Here is an 18326-nt window from a genome sequence, read left to right as displayed (position 1 = left end):
CATGCAGCCCACCTCGAATTAAACAGCTTGCAACACCAAATGCTTCCATGGAGCCAGCGCCACCTCGCGAATTTTGCCCTCAGCAACGCTATACAGCTCGCCACTGCTCACATCGCGATACTGGGTTACGCTTGGCAATTGGCCATGCAGCGGTAAATCGAGCGCCCATGGGGTTTGATTGTTGTTCAACACAATTACAAATTGGCTTTGTTCATCCCAGCGCGCGCAGGCAAAAATATTCATATCGTTGTCGGCGAAGAGGGTGGCATAATGGCCAGTACGCAAGGCTGGGTACTCATGGCGAAACTTGACCCACTGTTTCGTCCAAGTTTGCAGCTCGGTTTGCCAGGTTTGTGGTTGATCCCACGGGAAACAGCGGCGACAATCGGGATCTTTGCCGCCATGCAAGCCAATTTCATCGCCATAATAAATGCATGGCGCACCTGGGAAAATTAATTTGAATAATATCGCTAGTTTCATGCGTTCCAATGCCCATTTACCTGCACTCTCAGCCACGCTCAAAAAGCGTGCAGTATCGTGCGAACCAAGCAAATTAAATTGCACATAGGTCACTTGTGGCTGATAACGGACAATTAAATGGTCGATGCCTGCGGCAAAATCGGCAGCGCGCATGCTATAGCTGGCAAAGAAATCAGTACATAAATCACGAAACAGATAATTCATCACTGCATCAAATTGATCGCCTTGCAGCCATGCTGAGCCATCAGTCCAAATTTCCCCCACAATATAGGCTTCTGGATTGATAGATTTAACGATTGTGCGAAACTCACGCCAAAAATTATGATCATCAATTTCGTTTGGCACATCCAAGCGCCAACCATCGATACCCAATTCAATCCAATAGCGCGCAACATCGAGCAAATATTTGCGCACCGCAGGATTATCGGTGTTGAATTTTGGCAGCTCGCGAAAATCCCACCATGTGCGATAATTGGCTGGATAGCGCGATTCGTAGGGGTGAATTGGAAAGCGCGTGACATGAAACCAATTGGTATACGGCGAATGCACACCATTTTCGATTACATCGTGAAAAGCAAAAAAACCACGTCCACAGTGATTAAATACCGCATCCAGAATAACTTTAATGCCACGCTGATGCGCTTCGTTCAACAAGGTTTTAAACGTTTCGATCGTACCAAAATGCGGATCAATCTTGAAATAATCGAAGGTATTATATTTATGCGAGGTTGTGGCTTGAAAAATTGGGTTAAGATATAAGGCATTAATCCCAAGCTCAACCAAATAATCAAGTTGGTCGATAATCCCTTGCAAATCGCCGCCCATATAGTTATAGAGGGTTGGGCTGGTGCCCCAAGGCTGCACATTGGCTGGATCATTGCTGCGATCGCCATTGGCAAAGCGCTCAGGGAAAATCTGATAAAAAACGGCATGTTTGACCCATTCGGGCGTTTGCCAATCGCTGGTTGTCATAAGTGCTCCTGTTGGTTGTGGCTTCGCAGCGTATGGTACCACAAGCAAGCAGCCTCACGATAAAAATCGGCATGGATGCGCATCCATGCCGATTGCTAAGCTGAATTTGGATTAACTTAGTGATTGCGGCGTTTGACGAAGCGCAATTTGAATGTATTGTCGGGGGCGGGCGTTGGCGCAAAAACCTTTTTGAGCTTGTAATCAATTGGGTCGGCTTCAAATTTAGCGTAGTGCAGCAAGGCAGCGGTGGTTAACATAATTTGCACTTCGGCCAAACCAGCGCCCAAGCAGGTGTGCGAGCCAGTGCTGAATGGTGCAAACGCGCCAGGAATTCGATGCTCGTTGCGCGGCGCAAGATAGCGATCAATATCGAATTTTTCTGGCTCAGGGTGAAGATGGGGCAAGAAGTGGCCAATCGATGTGCCAACCAGCATCCTTGTCCCGACATCAACCCGATAGCCGCCAAATTCAAAGGGTGCTTTGACCGTGCGTGGCACTGCTGGCGCAATCGGATACATACGGAAGTTTTCGAGCACTACTCGATGCAGCACATCCATTTTGCGCAAATCTGCTGGCTCAGGCACGCCATTGGCAAATAATGCATCGGCCTCGGCCTCAACTTGTTCGTAAAGTTCGGGCTTGGTGGTCAATACATACATCAAGAATGACATCGTATTGGCCACTGTATCCAAGCCTGCGATGTATGGTCCCAAGGCAGTCATGACCAAATCGCCTTCAGGCATGAGCGTTGGATCATTGGTTGCAGCAATAATATCGTCGATTAGGCTTGGTGGGCGATTGGGATCGCGTTTACCATTGCGGTGGGCATCGAGTACGTTCTGACTTAATTCAAGGCTACGGTCACGGGCGCGACGATATTGCGGCAGCAGCCGCAGAAAGCCTGGCCGTTGGCGGGTGATGTGGGTCATCAAGGCAATGCGCACGAACGTCCGTACGTCGTCGATATACTCGCCTGGGCCTTGACCTGCGATCAACATGCCCAATTCATCGGTAATCAAGCGCTGGAGTTGGGGGACAGTGACCTGCGATGTGCCAACTGGCCATTGATCCAAAAAGCCATTGATTACATTCAGCACTGCGGGAAACTGAGTTTCGATGGTTTGGCGACTGTAGCCACGTTTTTCCAAGGCCCGCAGCCGTGAATGTTGCTCACCATCAACACTAATTAATGATTGCGATGCGCCCATTTCAGCATCGAGCGAGTGCCATGTATCCCACGAGCTAAAGTGCTTCGACGCTTCGCGCGCCAGAAACAAGCAAGCCTCAGGGCCAGCGATGACGGTGAATTTATTATTTAAGGCCTTAATGCGAAAAATTGGGCCAAATTTTTGATACTGCTTGACCATAAAATCGGTTGGATCGCTGAGCATTGCCTGCATGCTGCCGACCAAAAATGAGCCATCTGCAAGGGGAGGTAATGGCGCATCGGTTGGGCCACTCTTCCAGAGCATTTGTTGGACAGTCATAACACCTCCGCAAATCCTTAAAAAGGTTCAGCATACCTCGCATCACTATAACACGAAGTAATTGGCATTGACTAGTATCGTGATCCATGAAGGATTGAAACCGCGAAGATCGCGAAGGAAATGAGGCTATAGGCTTTTGGCTATCGGGGATTATTGGAAATTTCAATCACTGTTCCGTTAGCCCAGAGCCAATAGCCAATAGCCATCAGACTGACCTCTGATCCCTTCATCCCTCATAATTCATAATTCATCCTTTAAGATCAGCGGGTTATATCCGACTTTGGGCGGTAGTGAGTTTAGCGAAAATCACCGATACTAACAAAGTCTTAACCAGCAAATCTGAGCTACCTGGGGTGAAATTATGGGTTTTATTATGGATGGGCTTGATGCAGAGGCCTATGACCGTACCTATAGCGATGGTCAACTGTTGCGCCGCATTATGCACTATTTCACGCCTCAACGCCGCGCTATGGCAATTGCGGCAGGGGCGATTTTTTTGAATGCAGTGCTCGATACAGCATTGCCAATTTTTGTTTCAATCAGCCTCGATCAGCTGCAAGAGAACCGCAGCATGAGCACGTTTATCTACTTGGCAATTGGCTTAACCCTGATCGCGACTTTGGCTTGGGTGTTTAATGCCGTGCGCCAGCAACTTTCCAGCCGTGCGGTTGGCGATGTCGTGTTGGCCTTGCGCGAAGATGCCTGCGATGCTGTGCTTGAGCGCGATATGTCGTTCTACGATACGTTTCAATCGGGCAAAGTCGTTAGTCGGGTCAACTCCGATACGCAAGCCTTTTCACAGGTAATGACGCTAACGCTTGATTTGCTCAGCCGCTTGTTGCTGGTCAGTTTGTTGATTGCTTATCTGTTTACAATCAATATTACCTTGACCTTCACCATGCTTGGCTTTGCCCCAATTATCTTTTTCTTCGCCTTGGCTTTTCGTAAAATTGCGCGCACGACCATCACTCAATCGCGGCGCATGACGGCGACCGTTAGCAGCCATATTCAAGAAACGGTCAGTGGGATTGGCGTGGCCAAAACCTTTCGCCAAGAGCCAGTAATTTTTCGCGAGTTTCACGAAGTCAACGAGAAATCGCGCAGCGTCAATCAAAAAACCCGCTTTGTGTTTAGCAGTATTTTTCCCTTGATGAATGGCTTGGCCGGCATTGGTACGGCCTTGCTGGTGTACTGGGGCGCGGTGACGGTTGATGCAGGCAGTTTGTCGGTTGGCGATTGGTTCTTGTTTGTCCAAGGTCTTACTATGTTCTGGTTTCCCTTGACTAGCATTGCTTCGTTCTGGAGCCAATTTCAATTAGGCTTGGCTGCTGGCGAGCGAGTATTTGCCTTGATCGATGCCGAATCGAATGTAGTGCAAAACAACAATCTCAAAATCACCCCAGTGCGTGGCCGCATTAACTTCAAGCATGTAAATTTCAGCTATACGCCTGAAGAGCCAGTGCTGCGTAATTTCTCGCTTGAAATTCAGCCAGGCGAGACGATTGCCTTGGTTGGGCATACTGGTTCAGGCAAATCGAGTATTGCCAAGTTGATCGCTCGTTTCTACGAGTTTCAGGGCGGCAGCATCGAGATCGATGGCGTGGATATTCGCGATCTTGATCTTGGCGATTATCGCAGCCAACTGGGGATTGTGACTCAAACCCCGTTTTTGTTTGATGGCAATGTGCGCGAGAACATTCGCTATGGCAAGCCCGATGCCTCTGATGATGAAGTGCAAACCGTGGCGCGGCTCGTTGGCGGCGGCGATTGGCTTGGAAGCTTGCCCAGCGGCTTGGATACTGATGTTGGCGAGCGTGGCGGCAATCTTTCGCTTGGGCAACGCCAATTGGTAGCTCTAGCACGGGTGCTATTGCAAAATCCAGCAATTGTGATTCTCGATGAAGCGACGGCGAGCATCGATCCGCTGACCGAAGCCTTGATTCAAGAAGGGCTTGATGTGATTTTGCAGAATCGCTCGGCAATTGTGATTGCGCACCGACTCTCGACCGTACGCCATGCAGATCGCATCATTGTGTTGCGCAAAGGCGAAATTATCGAGACAGGCAGCCACGAAGGTTTGCTCGACCAAAATGGCCACTATGCCGAATTGTATAACACCTACTTCCGCCACCAAAGCCTTGAGTACATCGAGTCGGGGGCAAAAGAGTAAGGATGAAGGATGAGGGCTGAAGAGCAAAGAGCATAGAGCATAGAGCATAGATTCAGAGATCAAAATCAGGAGCAGAATTTTAACGCAGAGGAACCATGGCTATTGGCTATTGGCTATTGGCTATTGGGACGAGCATGATCCCCTCACCCCCCAGCCCCCTCTCCCACTGGACGCGGGCGAGGGGGAGCCGACCGTGTTGTATCAAACATCGCGACAGAACCGCACGATTAAAGCCCCTCGCCCGAGCACGGGAGAGGGGTTGGGGTGAGGGGATCAGACAATGGTTACGTGATGTACCAGTACAACTATTGGCTATCGGAAGCATAATCAAATAAATCTGTGCTAATCTGTGGCGAAAAAATCATTCGTGCGCTTCGTGTCCTTCGTGGATTACTATTTTTAACGCAGAGGCGCAGAGGAACCATGGCTATTGGCAATAGGCTTTGGGCTAGTGGAACAATAATCTGAGCCAATCTGTGTTCATCTGTGGCTAAAAAAGAACCATTCGTGGAATTCGTGGCTAAAATATCCTTCGTGCGCTTCGTGTCCTTCGTGGATCAATCTTTCGCACACTTCGTAGATCACAAAACGCCGATCGTTGGCATTACCTAGCGATCGGCGTTTTTGGTTAAAACTTAATATTATAGCTGGAATAGACGCGGGCAAAATTGCGCAATACGCTATTGTGGTGGGCAATAATCTGCGCTGCTTTGAGCGTTTCGCCATCGAAGGTGCTGTGGGCATCGGCGGCAAGGCTTACCCGAAATCCCCGCGACCATGCAGCACGACAGGTGGTATCGATACATAATTCGGTTTGAAAGCCAGCCAACACCAGCTGTTTGATCTCGCGCTGCCGCAGCATTTCGGCCAAATCGGTGTGCAAAAAGGCGTTTGGGGTTTCTTTTTGTAGCACCAAATCGCCAGCCTGCAATGTGCAAACTTCGTGCAACTGCCAGCCCGGGCTACCTGGCGCATCAGGATCGTCGGGGCCGCCATTATGTTGCACATAGACGACCGCTGCGTTATTGGCACGAGCTGCGTTAATTAATGTTTCGATTGCTGCCAACACTCGTTCACTTGCATGGACAGTTGCCTCTGGTGCGAACAGATTGACCTGAACATCCAGCAACACTAAGGCAGTTTGGGTCATTACCAATCCTCGCGTACATCAGCAGCACAACGAAAACCAACCTCGAAATCGGCATCGTTGGCAGCAGCTATATTACGATTCGCGCCTCGTAAGGCATCTGGCGAACACGACCATGATCCGCCACGGGTGACACGCAAGCCTGCACTATTGGGGAAATCGCGGCCATCGCCTGGGTCATAAGGATAGCGCTTGTAGGCCGTATCTGTCCACTCCCAAATATTGCCAGCCATTTCTGCTGCGCCACATGGGCTATCGCCTTGCGGTGAGTAGGCTCCGATTGGCACTGTGCCGCCTGCACCGCCATCGCGGGCATTGGCCCGATTCGCGTCCCACTGATCGCCCCACGGATAGACCCGCTTGTGGCCGGTTGTTGCATCCCAGGTTGCAGCTTTTTCCCATTCTGCTTCGGTTGGCAAGCGCTTGCCAGCCCATTGGGCATAGGCTCGGGCCTCATCGTGGGTAACTTCAACTACTGGATGATCTTCGATGATGTGTGGGGGCAATGGCCCACCCCAATAACGTGGCGGAATTGTGCCAGTTTCCTGTACGAAGCGGGCATAATCGGCGCAGGTTACCGGAAAACGGTCGATCAAAAAGGTTTTAAGGTCAAGCCGATGGACTGGAACTTCATCGGGATCATTGCCTTCGCTGCCCATCGGCATCACGCCAGCCATCACCCGCACCATTTCGCGGTTATCGCCTTCCCACATCATTCCATGGGGCAGGCGTTCGGCCCGCAATTCGCTTGGAACTTGTAATGGGCGGCTTGGTTTGCCAGCGTTGGTGCTCGAACGAGGCTGCGTGCCAATCCGTGGCTGGCTAATTACTGCTGGTTCTGCGGTTGCTTCTGCTACGGCATGAGCGGCAGCCTGCAAACTACGGGCACTGGCAAATTGGGCAACCACTGCTGGTTGGCTGATACTGACCGCCTGATCTTGCTCAAGCACGCGCTCGAAAACCATGTGTAAAGCAGCAGCGCTCGGCGGGCGATGCTCTGGCTCGATTGCCATGGCTCGATCAACAGCGCGAGCCATCAAAACTGGAATATCAGGCCGAGCTTGTTCGACGGTTTGCATCGAAATGCCGCGCAAGCGATTTGGTGCTTCTGGAGGCATCTTGCCAACTAATAAATGATAAAGCGTCGCACCTAAGGCATACAAATCAGAACGGGGATCGGTTCCTTGACCCAAATACTGTTCAATTGGCGAGTAGCCGCCGGAATAAGCTTGAGCTGCGCGATTGGTGGCTGTGCCATCGCGATATTCTTTGGCAATGCCCAAATCAATCACCATCAAATCGCCATTGGGAGTTAAGCGCAAATTGGCTGGCTTGATGTCGCGGTGAATAATTGGTGGGTCTTGGGTATGCAGATAGGTCAGCACATCACACACAATTTTGCCCCACTCGGCCACCGTGCGCCACGAGACAATCGTTTCTGCTTCATCCATCAGCTTTTCGAGGTCTTTGCCAGGCACAAATTCCATCACCAAAAACTGCGCCCCGCTGGGATCAGTAAAATAATCGCTGACTTTGGTCATGCTTGGGTGACGCAAACGAGCCAGCAATTGGGCCTCGGCCAAAAATTGCACATGCGCCGATTGATCAAATTCGTTATTTTCTTTGATCGCACATGGAACTTTAAGCCGCAGATCAATTGCGCCATAGACCCGACTGAAGCCACCAGCCCCAATAAAGGTCATAATTTTATAGCGTTCTTGAAGAATGGTCCCGCGTCGCAGAGTGCCGCTTGCTTCCCGTGGAAGGCTAGTAATTTGCGGAGTTGGGGCAAGCGTCCCACAATGCGAGCAAAATCGTGCGCCTGGCGCAAGCAACATTTGGCAATTTGTACACGCTAATGCGTTCATAACACTACTCATCTATGATTAACAGCTTTGGGTTGGTTTGATTATAGCAGTTTGCTCTAAAGCAAAGAGTGTACCAAGGTCAAGCTATCTTGCCACCTGAATGGGGGATAACGCCTACCCTCGACAATTACTCATTAGCCTAGATATTCAGCTATAAGTACTATTCCCAAGCCGATCAATAATCCACTACAGCCGCGCATAACCCAACGATAGACTGACCCTTGCAAAAACCGCCGCGAACGAGCCACAATTTCACACAGCAGAATTTTGCTGCCCAGCAACAAAAGATAAAATACCAGCAAAAAACTGACAGTCGCTAACCAACCATATTGGCGTTGAATTGTGATTAGCAGTGGCCCGCCAATTGGTAACCAAAAAAGCCATGGATGAGGATTCAGCCAATTGGTAATCAGTGCGCGGCCTAAACTGCCCCACGCTGCACCGCTGGCCTCAGCTGGTGGCTTAGCGCGCCATGCATCAATGCCCATCCAAATTAAGAATAGCCCACCACCAAGCCCAAGCCAGCGATTTATGCTTGCTGGCAAGACATTGGATACAAACAGCGCAATCAAAATAATCGGTGCATCGGTCAGTACGGGGGCGCAGGCCACCAAATAGCCTGCGCGGCGGCCATGTTCCAAGGTTTCGCGAATCACTAAGCCCAACATTGGGCCAGGTAATAAGCCAGCAGCTAGCCCCAAAGCCAACGCCTGTAGCCAATATTCAATCACCAGTGTGGCCCTCGATTAATGCTGATCGTCGGCCCAGCGTAAGCGAGCAGCTAAACCAGTTGGCGCATCATCGTGATAATGGCGAATCGTGGCGACAATGGTTGGCGAACAACCAGCCTCTGCTGCCAAATCGGCTCCCAACGGGCCATGATGGGCATAGCGATAGATTGAACGACACCACCAACGCGGCTTTTGGGCGGCCCAGGCATAGCATTGCGGGGCAAGCTGCTTCCACACCACCGCAATTCCATACCACAGCAACGATACTGGCTGGCCTTGACGATCTACCTTACCAGTGTCGTGATACAAGGCCAAATGCAGCAATTCGGCATCCTGCTCGCCAGCGGCAACCAAGGTTGTGTAGACATCAAGGCAATGGCGTTGATCATAGAGCGGCATGCGTTCAAATAGTGGATACTCGTTGCTGGCCAAGAGTTGGCGCACCAAGGCGCGCTCAGCAGGCGTTACATTGGCGCGTAAGGCGGCCCAGAGTTGGCTCAAGCGCGTGATCGCACTCATGAAAACTCCTAGGCTTCAGCATGCTCGTGGCTATGGCCAACCGCATGGCAACAACCAGATACAGGCAAGACGATGCGCTGAAATAATTGGAAAATCGGCGCAATCATCGCATCCAAAATCCGTGGGTCAAGATTAAGTTGGCTCAGGTTGAGCCGACTCAGCATCCATGGCAAGATGATCAAAATCATCAACACAATATTGGCTGGGCGGCGCAAACGCTCCATCGGCGTGGCCCAACCTTGCGGCAACAAGCCAGCAAAGGTATTAAAGCCATCGAGCGGTGGCAAGGGCAGCATATTAAAGGCTGCTAAGCCAATATTGGTCATAATCACGTAGTAGAGAAAGCTGTAAAGTTGAGGAGACATCCACGCGCCGCCATCGATGTACAACGGAATTGCAAAGATTGAGGCCAACAATAAGTTGCTAGTTGGGCCTGCCAACGACGAAAGCGCAAAGCCCCGTCGCCCCCAGCGAATGCGGAAAACGTTGATTGGCACTGGCTTGCCCCACGCCATTGGTGCATAGCCCAGCATCACAAACAGCATCATAAATGCGCCCAGTGGGTCGAAGTGCACCACCGGATTGAGCGTAACGCGGCCTTCTTGGGCTGCGGTTGGGTCGCCCAAACGAAACGCCACAAACGCATGCGAAAATTCATGCACCGTTACGCCTAAAACAATCGCCACCAAGCGCATGACAAAATCATTCATATCCATTTGCATACAAGGCTCTCCCCACGAGCAACAGCATTATCAGGCTGTATCCTACCACGAATTAGCCGCGCCTAAATTGCAATCAATCGGTGAGGAATATACTGGATTATGATTGTTGGAAGTTGGGAATCGAAAGCATAAAAACCCAAAACATAAACTGGTACAATTGCTGCCAGCTGTATTTGAATTGAAGGAATGCGCAATGCCAATCCGTGGATGTTTAATTGATCTTGATGGCACGATTTATAGCGCTGGCACGATTATCGAGGGGGCGGTGGCGGCAATCGAGCAATTACGAGCTGCTGGCTATCAATTGCTCTTTCTGACCAACACCGATTCACAATTGCCCGCAACCTTGGCTGCCAAACTTCAAGCCCGCCACATCCCAATCCAAGCCCATGAAATTATGAATCCCTTGCAAGCAATTGCTGAATATTTGAGCCACAGCGAGCCAAATTTATATATTCTGGCTCCCCAAGCTGTTAAAACGTGGTTTGAGCAGCTATATCCGCCGCAGCCAGATCAGCCAATCAGCCATGTTGTTTTAGCGCATTGTGGCGAGGTCGATGGCTACGATAGTCTTAATCTGGCGTTTCGGCAGCTCTTGCAGGGCGCAGAATTATTGGTGAGTCAGCCTGGCCGCAATTATCTCAGCAACACAGGGCTAAATCTTGATACTGGCGCATTTGCAGCGTTGTTGCAATATGCTAGCCAAACCAAGCCAACGATTCTTGGCAAGCCGACCAAAGCCTTTTTTGAGCAGGCGATGCAAGCATTGCAGCTATCAGCCGAGGAAGTGGTAGTGGTCGGCGACGATTTGACGACCGATATTGTTGGGGCTGTCAACAGTGGCATGGCAAGCGTTTGGTTGCGCACGGGCAAGGGCCACGATCAACAATTAACCGCCGATTTGCCCCAACCAACCTGGACCCTTGCCAGCATTGCTGAATTGCCAGCACTTTTGGCTGAGGTTAATCGTTGAATTGATTTTTTCGTTCCCTCACCCCCCAGCCCCCTCTCCCACTGCACGCGGGCGAGGGGGAGCACCCGTTTTCACCGACGAATTACGCAAGAACCAGAGAATTAAAGCCCCCTCGCCCGCGCACGGGAGAGCGGTTGGGGTGAGGGAATTGGCAGCTTACTCAGCGTCGACGACCGCCACGGTACAGCGTGAAACACAGATCAAGCGATCCTGATCGTCGCTGATGCGAACTTCCCAGACTTGGGTGCGTCGCCCGCGATGCAATGGCGTGGCCACGCCAGTTACTACGCCACTGCGCACTGAACGCAGGTGGTTGGCGTTGATTTCGACTCCAACCACCAGTTGGTTGTTGTGCATTACATTGGCCCAGCCTGCCACTGAGGCCAGCGATTCGGCCAAAACTACCGATGCACCGCCATGTAGCAAGCCAAATGGTTGATGGACTTTGCGCTCAACCGGCATCGTCGCCACAACCCGATCCAAACTGACTTCGGTAAAACTGATGCCGAGAGTGTCAGCAAGCGTGCCACGTTGAAACTCGTTCATTGCGCTTACATCAGGCAAATCGGTCATACACCCTCCTTGGTGCTGATTGCTCGTAAAGCAACATAGAAACTTGAACCTTGGTTCGGCACACTGGTTGCCCAAACCCTGCCACCCATTGCGGTCACGAGGCCTTTGACGATTGCTAAGCCCAAACCTGTGCCGCCAGTCTCGCGGGCGCGAGCTTTATCGGTGCGATAAAAGCGCTCGAAAATGGTCGCTGCCTCGCTTGGGTCAAAGCCTGCCCCAGTGTCGTGAACTCCCAAAATAACTTCACCAGCACTTTGGCGAGCAGTCACGCGAATTTTACCACCTTGCGGGGTGTAGCGAACCGCGTTTTGCAAGAGATTGACTAAAACTTGCTGTAAACGTGATGGATCTGCTTGGACGAAATCAAGTTGCTCGGCGCTTTCATTCGCCAGTTCTAATTGTTTTTCACGTGCGGCCAATTGCATGCGATTAACCGCACGATTGACCACCTCGTGCGGCTCTAGCTCGACGGGATTGAGGCTCAATTGACCTGCATCTGCCAACGAAAGAGTGCGCAAATCTTCAATCAGATGATTAAGCTGTTGTACTTCCTCGCCCAATGAGCTAATTACCGCTGGCGTAGGCTTGCTTACGCCATCCTCGATGCTCTCAAGCTCAATTTGCAGCACGCTCAACGGTGTGCGCAGTTCGTGGGCAATGTCGGCAACCATTTGGCGGCGCACCTGCTCAGAGCGATGCAGCTCGTTGCTCATCGAATTAAAGGCTTGGCTCAATTCGGCAATTTCATCGTTGCCAGACTCGTCAACTTGCACCGAGCGCTCGCCTTGGGCCAATTGATGCACCGCAGTGGTTAAGCTACGTAGTGGCGCTGCCAAGGTGCGCGCCAAGCGAAAGCCAATCGCCAAGGCCAAAAGCGCGGTAATTGCCCCAGCCAGCCAGATATTGCGCCGCACCATGCTCAAAAAATAATCTTCATCTGCGCCAAATTGACCTTCGTTTGGCCGCACAATTACCGTGCCAATCACCGTGCCATCTTCGGCGCTAATTGGCTCGCCGCGCTCTATATCGCGCTGGGTAACGCTGGCTGGCTGTTTATTATTTTTTGGGCCACGGCCACGACTATCAAACACTACCTCGCCAGTTGTATCGACGACAATCACATGGCGCATTTGCGGCAGCATAAAGGGTCGCGGGCCAAGCTTCATACAGCGCTGGCCATTAAAATCCCAGCTGCCAATAATTTCGTAGCAGCTGGCGAGGGCGGGCGCAAACTCTTGGGCTGCTTGTTTGGCTTGCTTGGCGGCGAGGTCGCTAAAATAGCGATTGACGGTGACATTGGCCACCGCCGTGATCAGCAAAATTGCAACGAGCGCAACTGCGATGTGGGTCAATAATAATTTTCGTTGCAGTTTCATGGCTTATTCCGCAAATTTATAGCCAATGCCAAAGACGGTCACAATATAGCGTGGAACGCTGGGATTTGGCTCGATTTTACGCCGCACATTTTTGATATGCGCATCGACGGTGCGATCGTAGGCCTCGCCTTCTTCGCCCTGAACTGCATCAAGCAATTGGCTGCGGGTCAAAGGGCGGCCAGCTGAGCGCACCAAGGTCACCAATAAATCAAATTCGGTCGGGGTGAGGCTGGTAATTGGCGTTTGCTCAATCACCACAGTGCGGCGTTGAAGATCAATTTCAATCCCATTTTTGCGCACAATCATTGGTGGCTCTAGCTCGCCGTTAACGCGGCGCAACACTGCTTTGATGCGGGCCACAACTTGGCGCGGCGAAAATGGCTTGGTTATATAATCATCAGCACCCAACTCCAAGCCAGCCAACGAATCAACTTCTTCAACCCGCGCAGTAAGCATAATAATCGGCACGCTTGATTCGGCACGTAGCGTGCGGCAGACGGTAAAGCCATCAACAACTGGCAACATCAAATCAAGCAAAATCAAATCGGGCTGCTCACGGCGGGCCATATCAAGCCCAATTTGGCCATCGCTGGCGGTGAGCGTGTTATAGCCTACGCCTTCTAAATAATTTTGTAAGCCGATGGCAATTTTGCGCTCGTCTTCAATAATTAAAATTTTTGCGCTCATACAAGCCTCCACTGGGTGATATTGCTATTGTAGCCCGAACCCGTGAAGAACCTGCGAAGAATGTTTATTTGCGCGAGAAAACCAGCCGTTTGCGTTGCTTGTTGCTCAAAACATTGTAGATAAAGACCCCAAAATCAAAATGCTCCTCGTCGAGGCTGGCATTATCATTGGGAATCAAGGGTGCAATCCAGGCTGGCGGCGTGTAGTTCCAGCGCAAGCGCTCATAGACATGTTCATAGACAATCAGCGTATTGGTTTCGCCGCGAATCACGTCGGCGCTGGTCGCATCGCTAATTTGCAATTCGCGCCGATTCAAGCGCAAAAAAAGCCCGCGCGTGGTGCGATAAAACACCACGGCACTGCCCGGCCCCATAAAAATTAGGCCATCAATCGCGCGGGGATTGGAAATTTTCAACGGTGCTAAGATCGCGTCATCGGGATCAAAAAAATAATGTGAGTGGTAGCGAGCAAACTCTTGCAAAATCATAGGCTATCTCGTCCATAGCAGCTGGCACAATCAGCGCAGGTTAGCCCAAGCTTCACAGCCTGATGCAACCTTTGACGCGTAAATAACACTCAGTATCTGCCCTACTAAATCCTGTCGTAATTGTAAAGCAAATGCTGTTTTGCGAACAATCGACACAATTAAGTGGATTAACCTAGCATGGATTAGCAGCCACCCAAAGCTTGGATGGCTGCTAATGCAACAGAGTATTGAGCTTATGAACCAGAACGAATCAGCTAGCGGCGGGCCATTGGCAGGTACGAACGGAAGCCCGACGACCAATCAATCGCCATATCTGTGCCGCGCACCAAGCCGAGTGGTTGATATTGGCTGATTTGTGGGAAGACCAGCCCCAAGCGATTGTTGCGCAAGCGGCGCACCACAATCTCGCTCAAAATTGTGCGGTAATCGGTGGTGATTGCTAAGTCTACGCCATGGTCGAGGTCAACGTTGGCTAAGCCTGGCCAGCGCCCGAAAATGCGTCCGCCATTGACATTGCCACCCAAAACCATGGCCAAATTGCCATGGCCATGGTCGGTGCCAGCGCTACGATTGGCCTTCAAACGACGGCCAAATTCGCTCATCACCACGATGGTCAGTTTGCTGTGGTAATCGATTAAATCGTTGTAGAAGGCATGCAGCGAACGGGTCAAAACATCAAGTTGGTTGCCCAAAATTGGCACTTGCGATTCGTGGGTATCCCAGCCACCAAAATCGAGGGTTGCTACTTGCAAACCAACGTCGAGTTTGATCATCTGGGCAATAGCTTTGAGCGAATCCGATAGCCCGCCAACAGGATAGGTCGCAATTGGCACATAGGGGTTAGCTGGGTTACGCGCCTTGACCGCAGCAATTGAGCTAAGCAAGCGGGTTGCTGGGGCATCGAGCATACTGCCAGTTTTGGTATAAATTTCGTTCAATGCTGCTTGTTGCTGTGCGCCATACGTGCCATAGCCTTGCATGGCGTAGCGTTGTACATTCGAAATCGTCACAGCATTGGGGCTGCCAAGCAACGACGCTGGCAACGCCGAGCCTGTTGACATAATTGGTACAACACCGTCGGGGCTGGTCGCGGCCATGTGGCGGGTCAACCAACCAGTGCTGGTCGATTTATTGTCGGGCGTGCCACGTTCCATAAAATCCATGGCATCGAAGTGGCTGCGTGTGCCGTTGGTCAAGCCGCTGGCGTGAATAAAGGCCAAATCTTGGCTATCAAATAATTCTTTGAAGGCAGCAGCCTTGGGATGCAACCAAAATGGCACAGTGCCCATCTGGCCTAGCTCAAAGCCTGCGCCAGTACCAGTGCCTGGAAAGGTAATCGTGTTGCGAGCTGCTTGAAAATTGGCATCATCAAGCGGCGAAACGATGCCCAAGCCATCACAGCCACCGCGCAAAAACACCACGACCATAATATCGCGTTGAATATCGCCTGGCTCGGCAAACGCCAAACCACCCAACCGACCACCGGCCATGGCTGCAATCGCAGTGCTACAGCCAACCACAAATTGACGACGAGTTATTTCCATTGCAGCCTCCTAGCGGGTATAAAATTCAGGGAGCATGCCAATCATGTGCACAAGGCTGCTCAGGCGTAATTTCACATCATTTGGCTGGCCGACTGGCGGATTGTCGAGGTTGCCAGCTTGGCCCATCAGGTTGAGCAATTTGGTTTTGACCAAGGCCGAAGGCTGATAGCCCAACATGCGCATAACCCAGTAATCAACAATCTGGCGCACGGTGGTAACCGTAGGTGGCATTTGGCCCTGCAAATCGAAGGTTGCCGGCGGGAAATAGGCTTGCTGCAAGTGGAATAAGAGGTTCCATGTGTTCAACAAGGCGTTACTGCTGCTCCAATAGCCACTTTCGTCGGGGTGGCCGGTTGGGGTTGCCCAGTTGAACATCCGATAGCCACAGATCGTAATCCAGCTAAATAATTCAGCAGTTGGCTTGACTTCTGCGCCAGTTGAGCGCAAATAGGAAGCTACAACCTCGTTTGGTCGGCGAATCTTGCCACCCCAAGTTGCTAAAAATTCTGGAGCGAGCAAAATTGCGCGAATGGTTTGCTTAATTTGGTCTGGTGCGTCGTAGTTGGCCGTCCATACGGCGACCGCTTTATCGATCAACGATTTTGGTGGATTATCGCTGACCAAACGGCGGCAGAGTTTGGTGCAAATATTGCGAATCGTGGCCGGATGTTTGGCAACCAGATCCAAAACTGCTTTGCCATGAACTTGCGGGCCTGCATTGGCATTTAAGAAGTTGGCCAGCACAATTTTTTGGGCGTTATCATTCCATGTATCAACATAATGAAACAAGCCTGTATTGGGAATGCCAGCAGTGCCGTCGGCAACTGTCCAGCCGGTGAAGGCCCGCGCTGCCTCATACACATCTTGGTCGATATAGCCCACTGGGCGGCCTTGGTTGTCGCGCGGCACTTCTTGCCAATTGTCGTAGATATTGTTGAGATAGTTTTGGGAGCCAAAGGTGTGCAATTCAAACAGTTCGCGGGCAAAATTCTCGTTGGCTGGGCCATCGCGGCTGGTCGAATTATCGAGGTAATAGAGCATGGCTGGGCTGGTTGCAACCGCTTCCAAGAACTTGCGGAAGTTACCAAAACAATTGGCGCGAATCACGGTTTTATCGTAGTGTGGCCAAAGCGACGAGATGCGGGTATCGCTATAGGCCCACACGTTAAAGTGATTGTGCCAAAAATCGGTCATAATTTCGAACAATTGCCATTTGCTGTAGATGGCGCGAATCCAATTGGCAGCCACGACTTCATCAACCGGACGAATGCGTTCGGTATTAGAAGGATGTACTCGTAGCTCCCATAACTCGGGCTGGGTTTTGTTCAGCGTGACCAAGCCGCGCATTTCATCGACTGCAGGAAAGCCCGTGCCTGCTGCATAGACAATCCGTAAGGTTGCATTGGCGATACGCGTGTTGCAATCGGTATCGGCGGCGAAATTGGGGTTGAGTTGCTCATCGACATAGGCGGTGAGGCCCATCGTGCGTACGCGGGCATAATCGCCTGAGCGTGCGCCGTAGGCCATGCGCGAGAGCGCAATGACCTCGAATGGTGGCTTTGCCATGGCTTCAGTTGCCGAGGGTTGCAGGGGCGCTGCATCAACATCCTCATGAACGACTGCGCCTGTGGCCCCTACCGCAGCGCCCAACAATAACTGGCGACGCGAAAGCGACATACAGACTCCTTAAAAGAGCTAAAAAAATAAACTAAGGCCAAATGATAGGCGATAGTCTAACGACCTTTAAGCAAACTTTTATTAACGAGATGTTAATTAATTATGAGGATTTAATAGATCTCGTAAGTGTGAGAAGCACGTGCTACAATCACCTTTGTGTTGCGGCTGCCATGCGCCCTTTTTTGCCAGCAATGTGTCTGGGGCATCGGTTGCAAAATCGTGTGAGATTAAGGAGCCTGCAATGGAAGCAACGTTTTGGATCAACTCTTGGCAACAAGGTGGAAGCGCAACCAGCTTTCATCGGCGCGATATTCACCCATACCTTGAGCATTTTGCCACGCCCGAATTTTTGCAGGGCAAGCGCGTGCTCGTGCCGCTCTGTGGTAAAACCAACGATTTGCGCTGGTTTAGCCAATATGCTGCCGAAGTGATTGGGGTTGAACTCGTGACCACAGCAATTGAGCAATTTTTTGCTGAGCAAGAGCTTGATTACGTTCAGCCAAACCCCACCACCTATGTTTCGGGCAATATCACTATTCTCAACCGCGATGTTTTGAGCTTAACCACAGCCGATGTTGGCAACATCGATTTGGTCTATGATCGGGCGGCGTTGGTAGCCTTGCCTCACGAGATGCGCACCAACTATCGCGCCACGATCGATCAAATCTTGCCAGTTGGCGGCCAGCAAATGATTATTACCTTGGAATATGCGCCAACGATGGCAACGCCGCCGTTTAGCATCACCCCGACTGAGATTGAGTTTTATTATGGCGAACGTTATTTTATTAGCCATTTTGCAGCACCAAGCCAACCAGAACATCGCATGGTTGCGAAATTCAACCTGCAATTTCTCAAAGAACATGGCTTTTTGATTACGCGGTTTCAGAAGTAAATTTGGGGATCGGGGATCGGG

General features: G+C 51.1%; 16 protein-coding genes. 3 read left to right on the top strand and 13 right to left on the bottom strand.

Going from position 1 to position 18326, the window contains the following annotated elements:
* Nucleotides 1-18 precede the first annotated feature (18 nt).
* On the bottom strand, nt 19-1452 hold the full coding sequence (locus C5S61_RS01940) for a glycoside hydrolase family 13 protein (RefSeq protein ID WP_110513439.1): 1434 nt from the start codon (nt 1450-1452) through the stop codon (nt 19-21).
* Between the two features lie 116 nt (nt 1453-1568).
* Nucleotides 1569-2939, bottom strand: a complete 1371-nt coding sequence (locus C5S61_RS01935; RefSeq protein ID WP_110513438.1) for a cytochrome P450 — start codon at nt 2937-2939, stop codon at nt 1569-1571.
* 361 nt (nt 2940-3300) lie between these two features.
* On the opposite strand from C5S61_RS01935, the gene C5S61_RS01930 reads away from it, so the two are divergent.
* A complete protein-coding gene (locus C5S61_RS01930; RefSeq protein ID WP_110513437.1) occupies nt 3301-5109 on the top strand; it encodes an ABC transporter ATP-binding protein in 1809 nt (602 codons plus the stop codon).
* Between the two features lie 628 nt (nt 5110-5737).
* On the opposite strand, the gene C5S61_RS01925 is transcribed toward C5S61_RS01930, so the two are convergent.
* From C5S61_RS01925 to C5S61_RS01905, 5 genes are all read right to left on the bottom strand, one after another.
* A complete protein-coding gene (locus C5S61_RS01925; RefSeq protein WP_110513436.1) occupies nt 5738-6259 on the bottom strand; it encodes a cysteine hydrolase family protein in 522 nt (173 codons plus the stop codon).
* Complete coding sequence (locus tag C5S61_RS01920; protein ID WP_164689166.1) at nt 6259-8124, bottom strand: SUMF1/EgtB/PvdO family nonheme iron enzyme; 1866 nt, start codon at nt 8122-8124, stop codon at nt 6259-6261. The genes C5S61_RS01925 and C5S61_RS01920 overlap by 1 nt, the downstream gene beginning before the upstream one ends.
* 134 nt (nt 8125-8258) lie before the next feature.
* Complete coding sequence (locus C5S61_RS01915; protein ID WP_110513434.1) at nt 8259-8855, bottom strand: LysE family translocator; 597 nt, start codon at nt 8853-8855, stop codon at nt 8259-8261.
* A 15-nt stretch (nt 8856-8870) separates the two neighbouring features.
* Complete coding sequence (locus C5S61_RS01910; RefSeq protein WP_110513433.1) at nt 8871-9374, bottom strand: hypothetical protein; 504 nt, start codon at nt 9372-9374, stop codon at nt 8871-8873.
* Between the two features lie 8 nt (nt 9375-9382).
* The gene (locus C5S61_RS01905; RefSeq protein WP_110513432.1) at nt 9383-10096 is read right to left on the bottom strand and encodes a site-2 protease family protein; all 714 of its coding nucleotides are present in this window, start codon (nt 10094-10096) and stop codon (nt 9383-9385) included.
* Between the two features lie 193 nt (nt 10097-10289).
* On the opposite strand from C5S61_RS01905, the gene C5S61_RS01900 reads away from it, so the two are divergent.
* A complete protein-coding gene (locus tag C5S61_RS01900) occupies nt 10290-11069 on the top strand; it encodes an HAD-IIA family hydrolase (RefSeq protein ID WP_110513431.1) in 780 nt (259 codons plus the stop codon).
* Nucleotides 11070-11225: 156 nt separating this feature from the next.
* On the opposite strand, the gene C5S61_RS01895 is transcribed toward C5S61_RS01900, so the two are convergent.
* From C5S61_RS01895 to C5S61_RS01870, 6 genes are all read right to left on the bottom strand, one after another.
* Entirely contained in the window at nt 11226-11642 is a 417-nt protein-coding gene (locus tag C5S61_RS01895; protein ID WP_110513430.1) for a hotdog fold thioesterase, read from the bottom strand.
* Nucleotides 11639-13018 (bottom strand): ATP-binding protein, encoded by a 1380-nt coding sequence (locus C5S61_RS01890; protein WP_110513429.1) that lies wholly within the window; start codon nt 13016-13018, stop codon nt 11639-11641. The genes C5S61_RS01895 and C5S61_RS01890 overlap by 4 nt, the downstream gene beginning before the upstream one ends.
* Nucleotides 13019-13021: 3 nt before the next feature.
* Nucleotides 13022-13705: a response regulator transcription factor gene (locus C5S61_RS01885; protein WP_110513428.1), complete on the bottom strand. Its 684-nt coding sequence runs from the start codon at nt 13703-13705 to the stop codon at nt 13022-13024.
* A gap of 64 nt (nt 13706-13769) precedes the next feature.
* Nucleotides 13770-14192, bottom strand: a complete 423-nt coding sequence (locus tag C5S61_RS01880) for a hypothetical protein (RefSeq protein WP_110513427.1) — start codon at nt 14190-14192, stop codon at nt 13770-13772.
* Between the two features lie 254 nt (nt 14193-14446).
* The gene (locus tag C5S61_RS01875; RefSeq protein WP_110513426.1) at nt 14447-15736 is read right to left on the bottom strand and encodes a DUF1501 domain-containing protein; all 1290 of its coding nucleotides are present in this window, start codon (nt 15734-15736) and stop codon (nt 14447-14449) included.
* Nucleotides 15737-15745: 9 nt separating this feature from the next.
* Complete coding sequence (locus tag C5S61_RS01870) at nt 15746-17413, bottom strand: DUF1800 domain-containing protein (protein WP_110513425.1); 1668 nt, start codon at nt 17411-17413, stop codon at nt 15746-15748.
* Nucleotides 17414-17654: 241 nt separating this feature from the next.
* Here C5S61_RS01870 and C5S61_RS01865 point away from each other — a divergent pair, with 241 nt between their 5' ends.
* Nucleotides 17655-18305, top strand: coding sequence for a class I SAM-dependent methyltransferase (locus C5S61_RS01865; RefSeq protein WP_110513424.1), 651 nt, complete (start codon nt 17655-17657; stop codon nt 18303-18305).
* Nucleotides 18306-18326: the final 21 nt, after the last annotated feature.

Origin of the sequence: Herpetosiphon llansteffanensis (assembly GCF_003205875.1) — a bacterium.
GTDB lineage: Bacteria > Chloroflexota > Chloroflexia > Chloroflexales > Herpetosiphonaceae > Herpetosiphon > Herpetosiphon llansteffanensis.
This window is presented reverse-complemented; position numbering and strand designations above follow the sequence as displayed.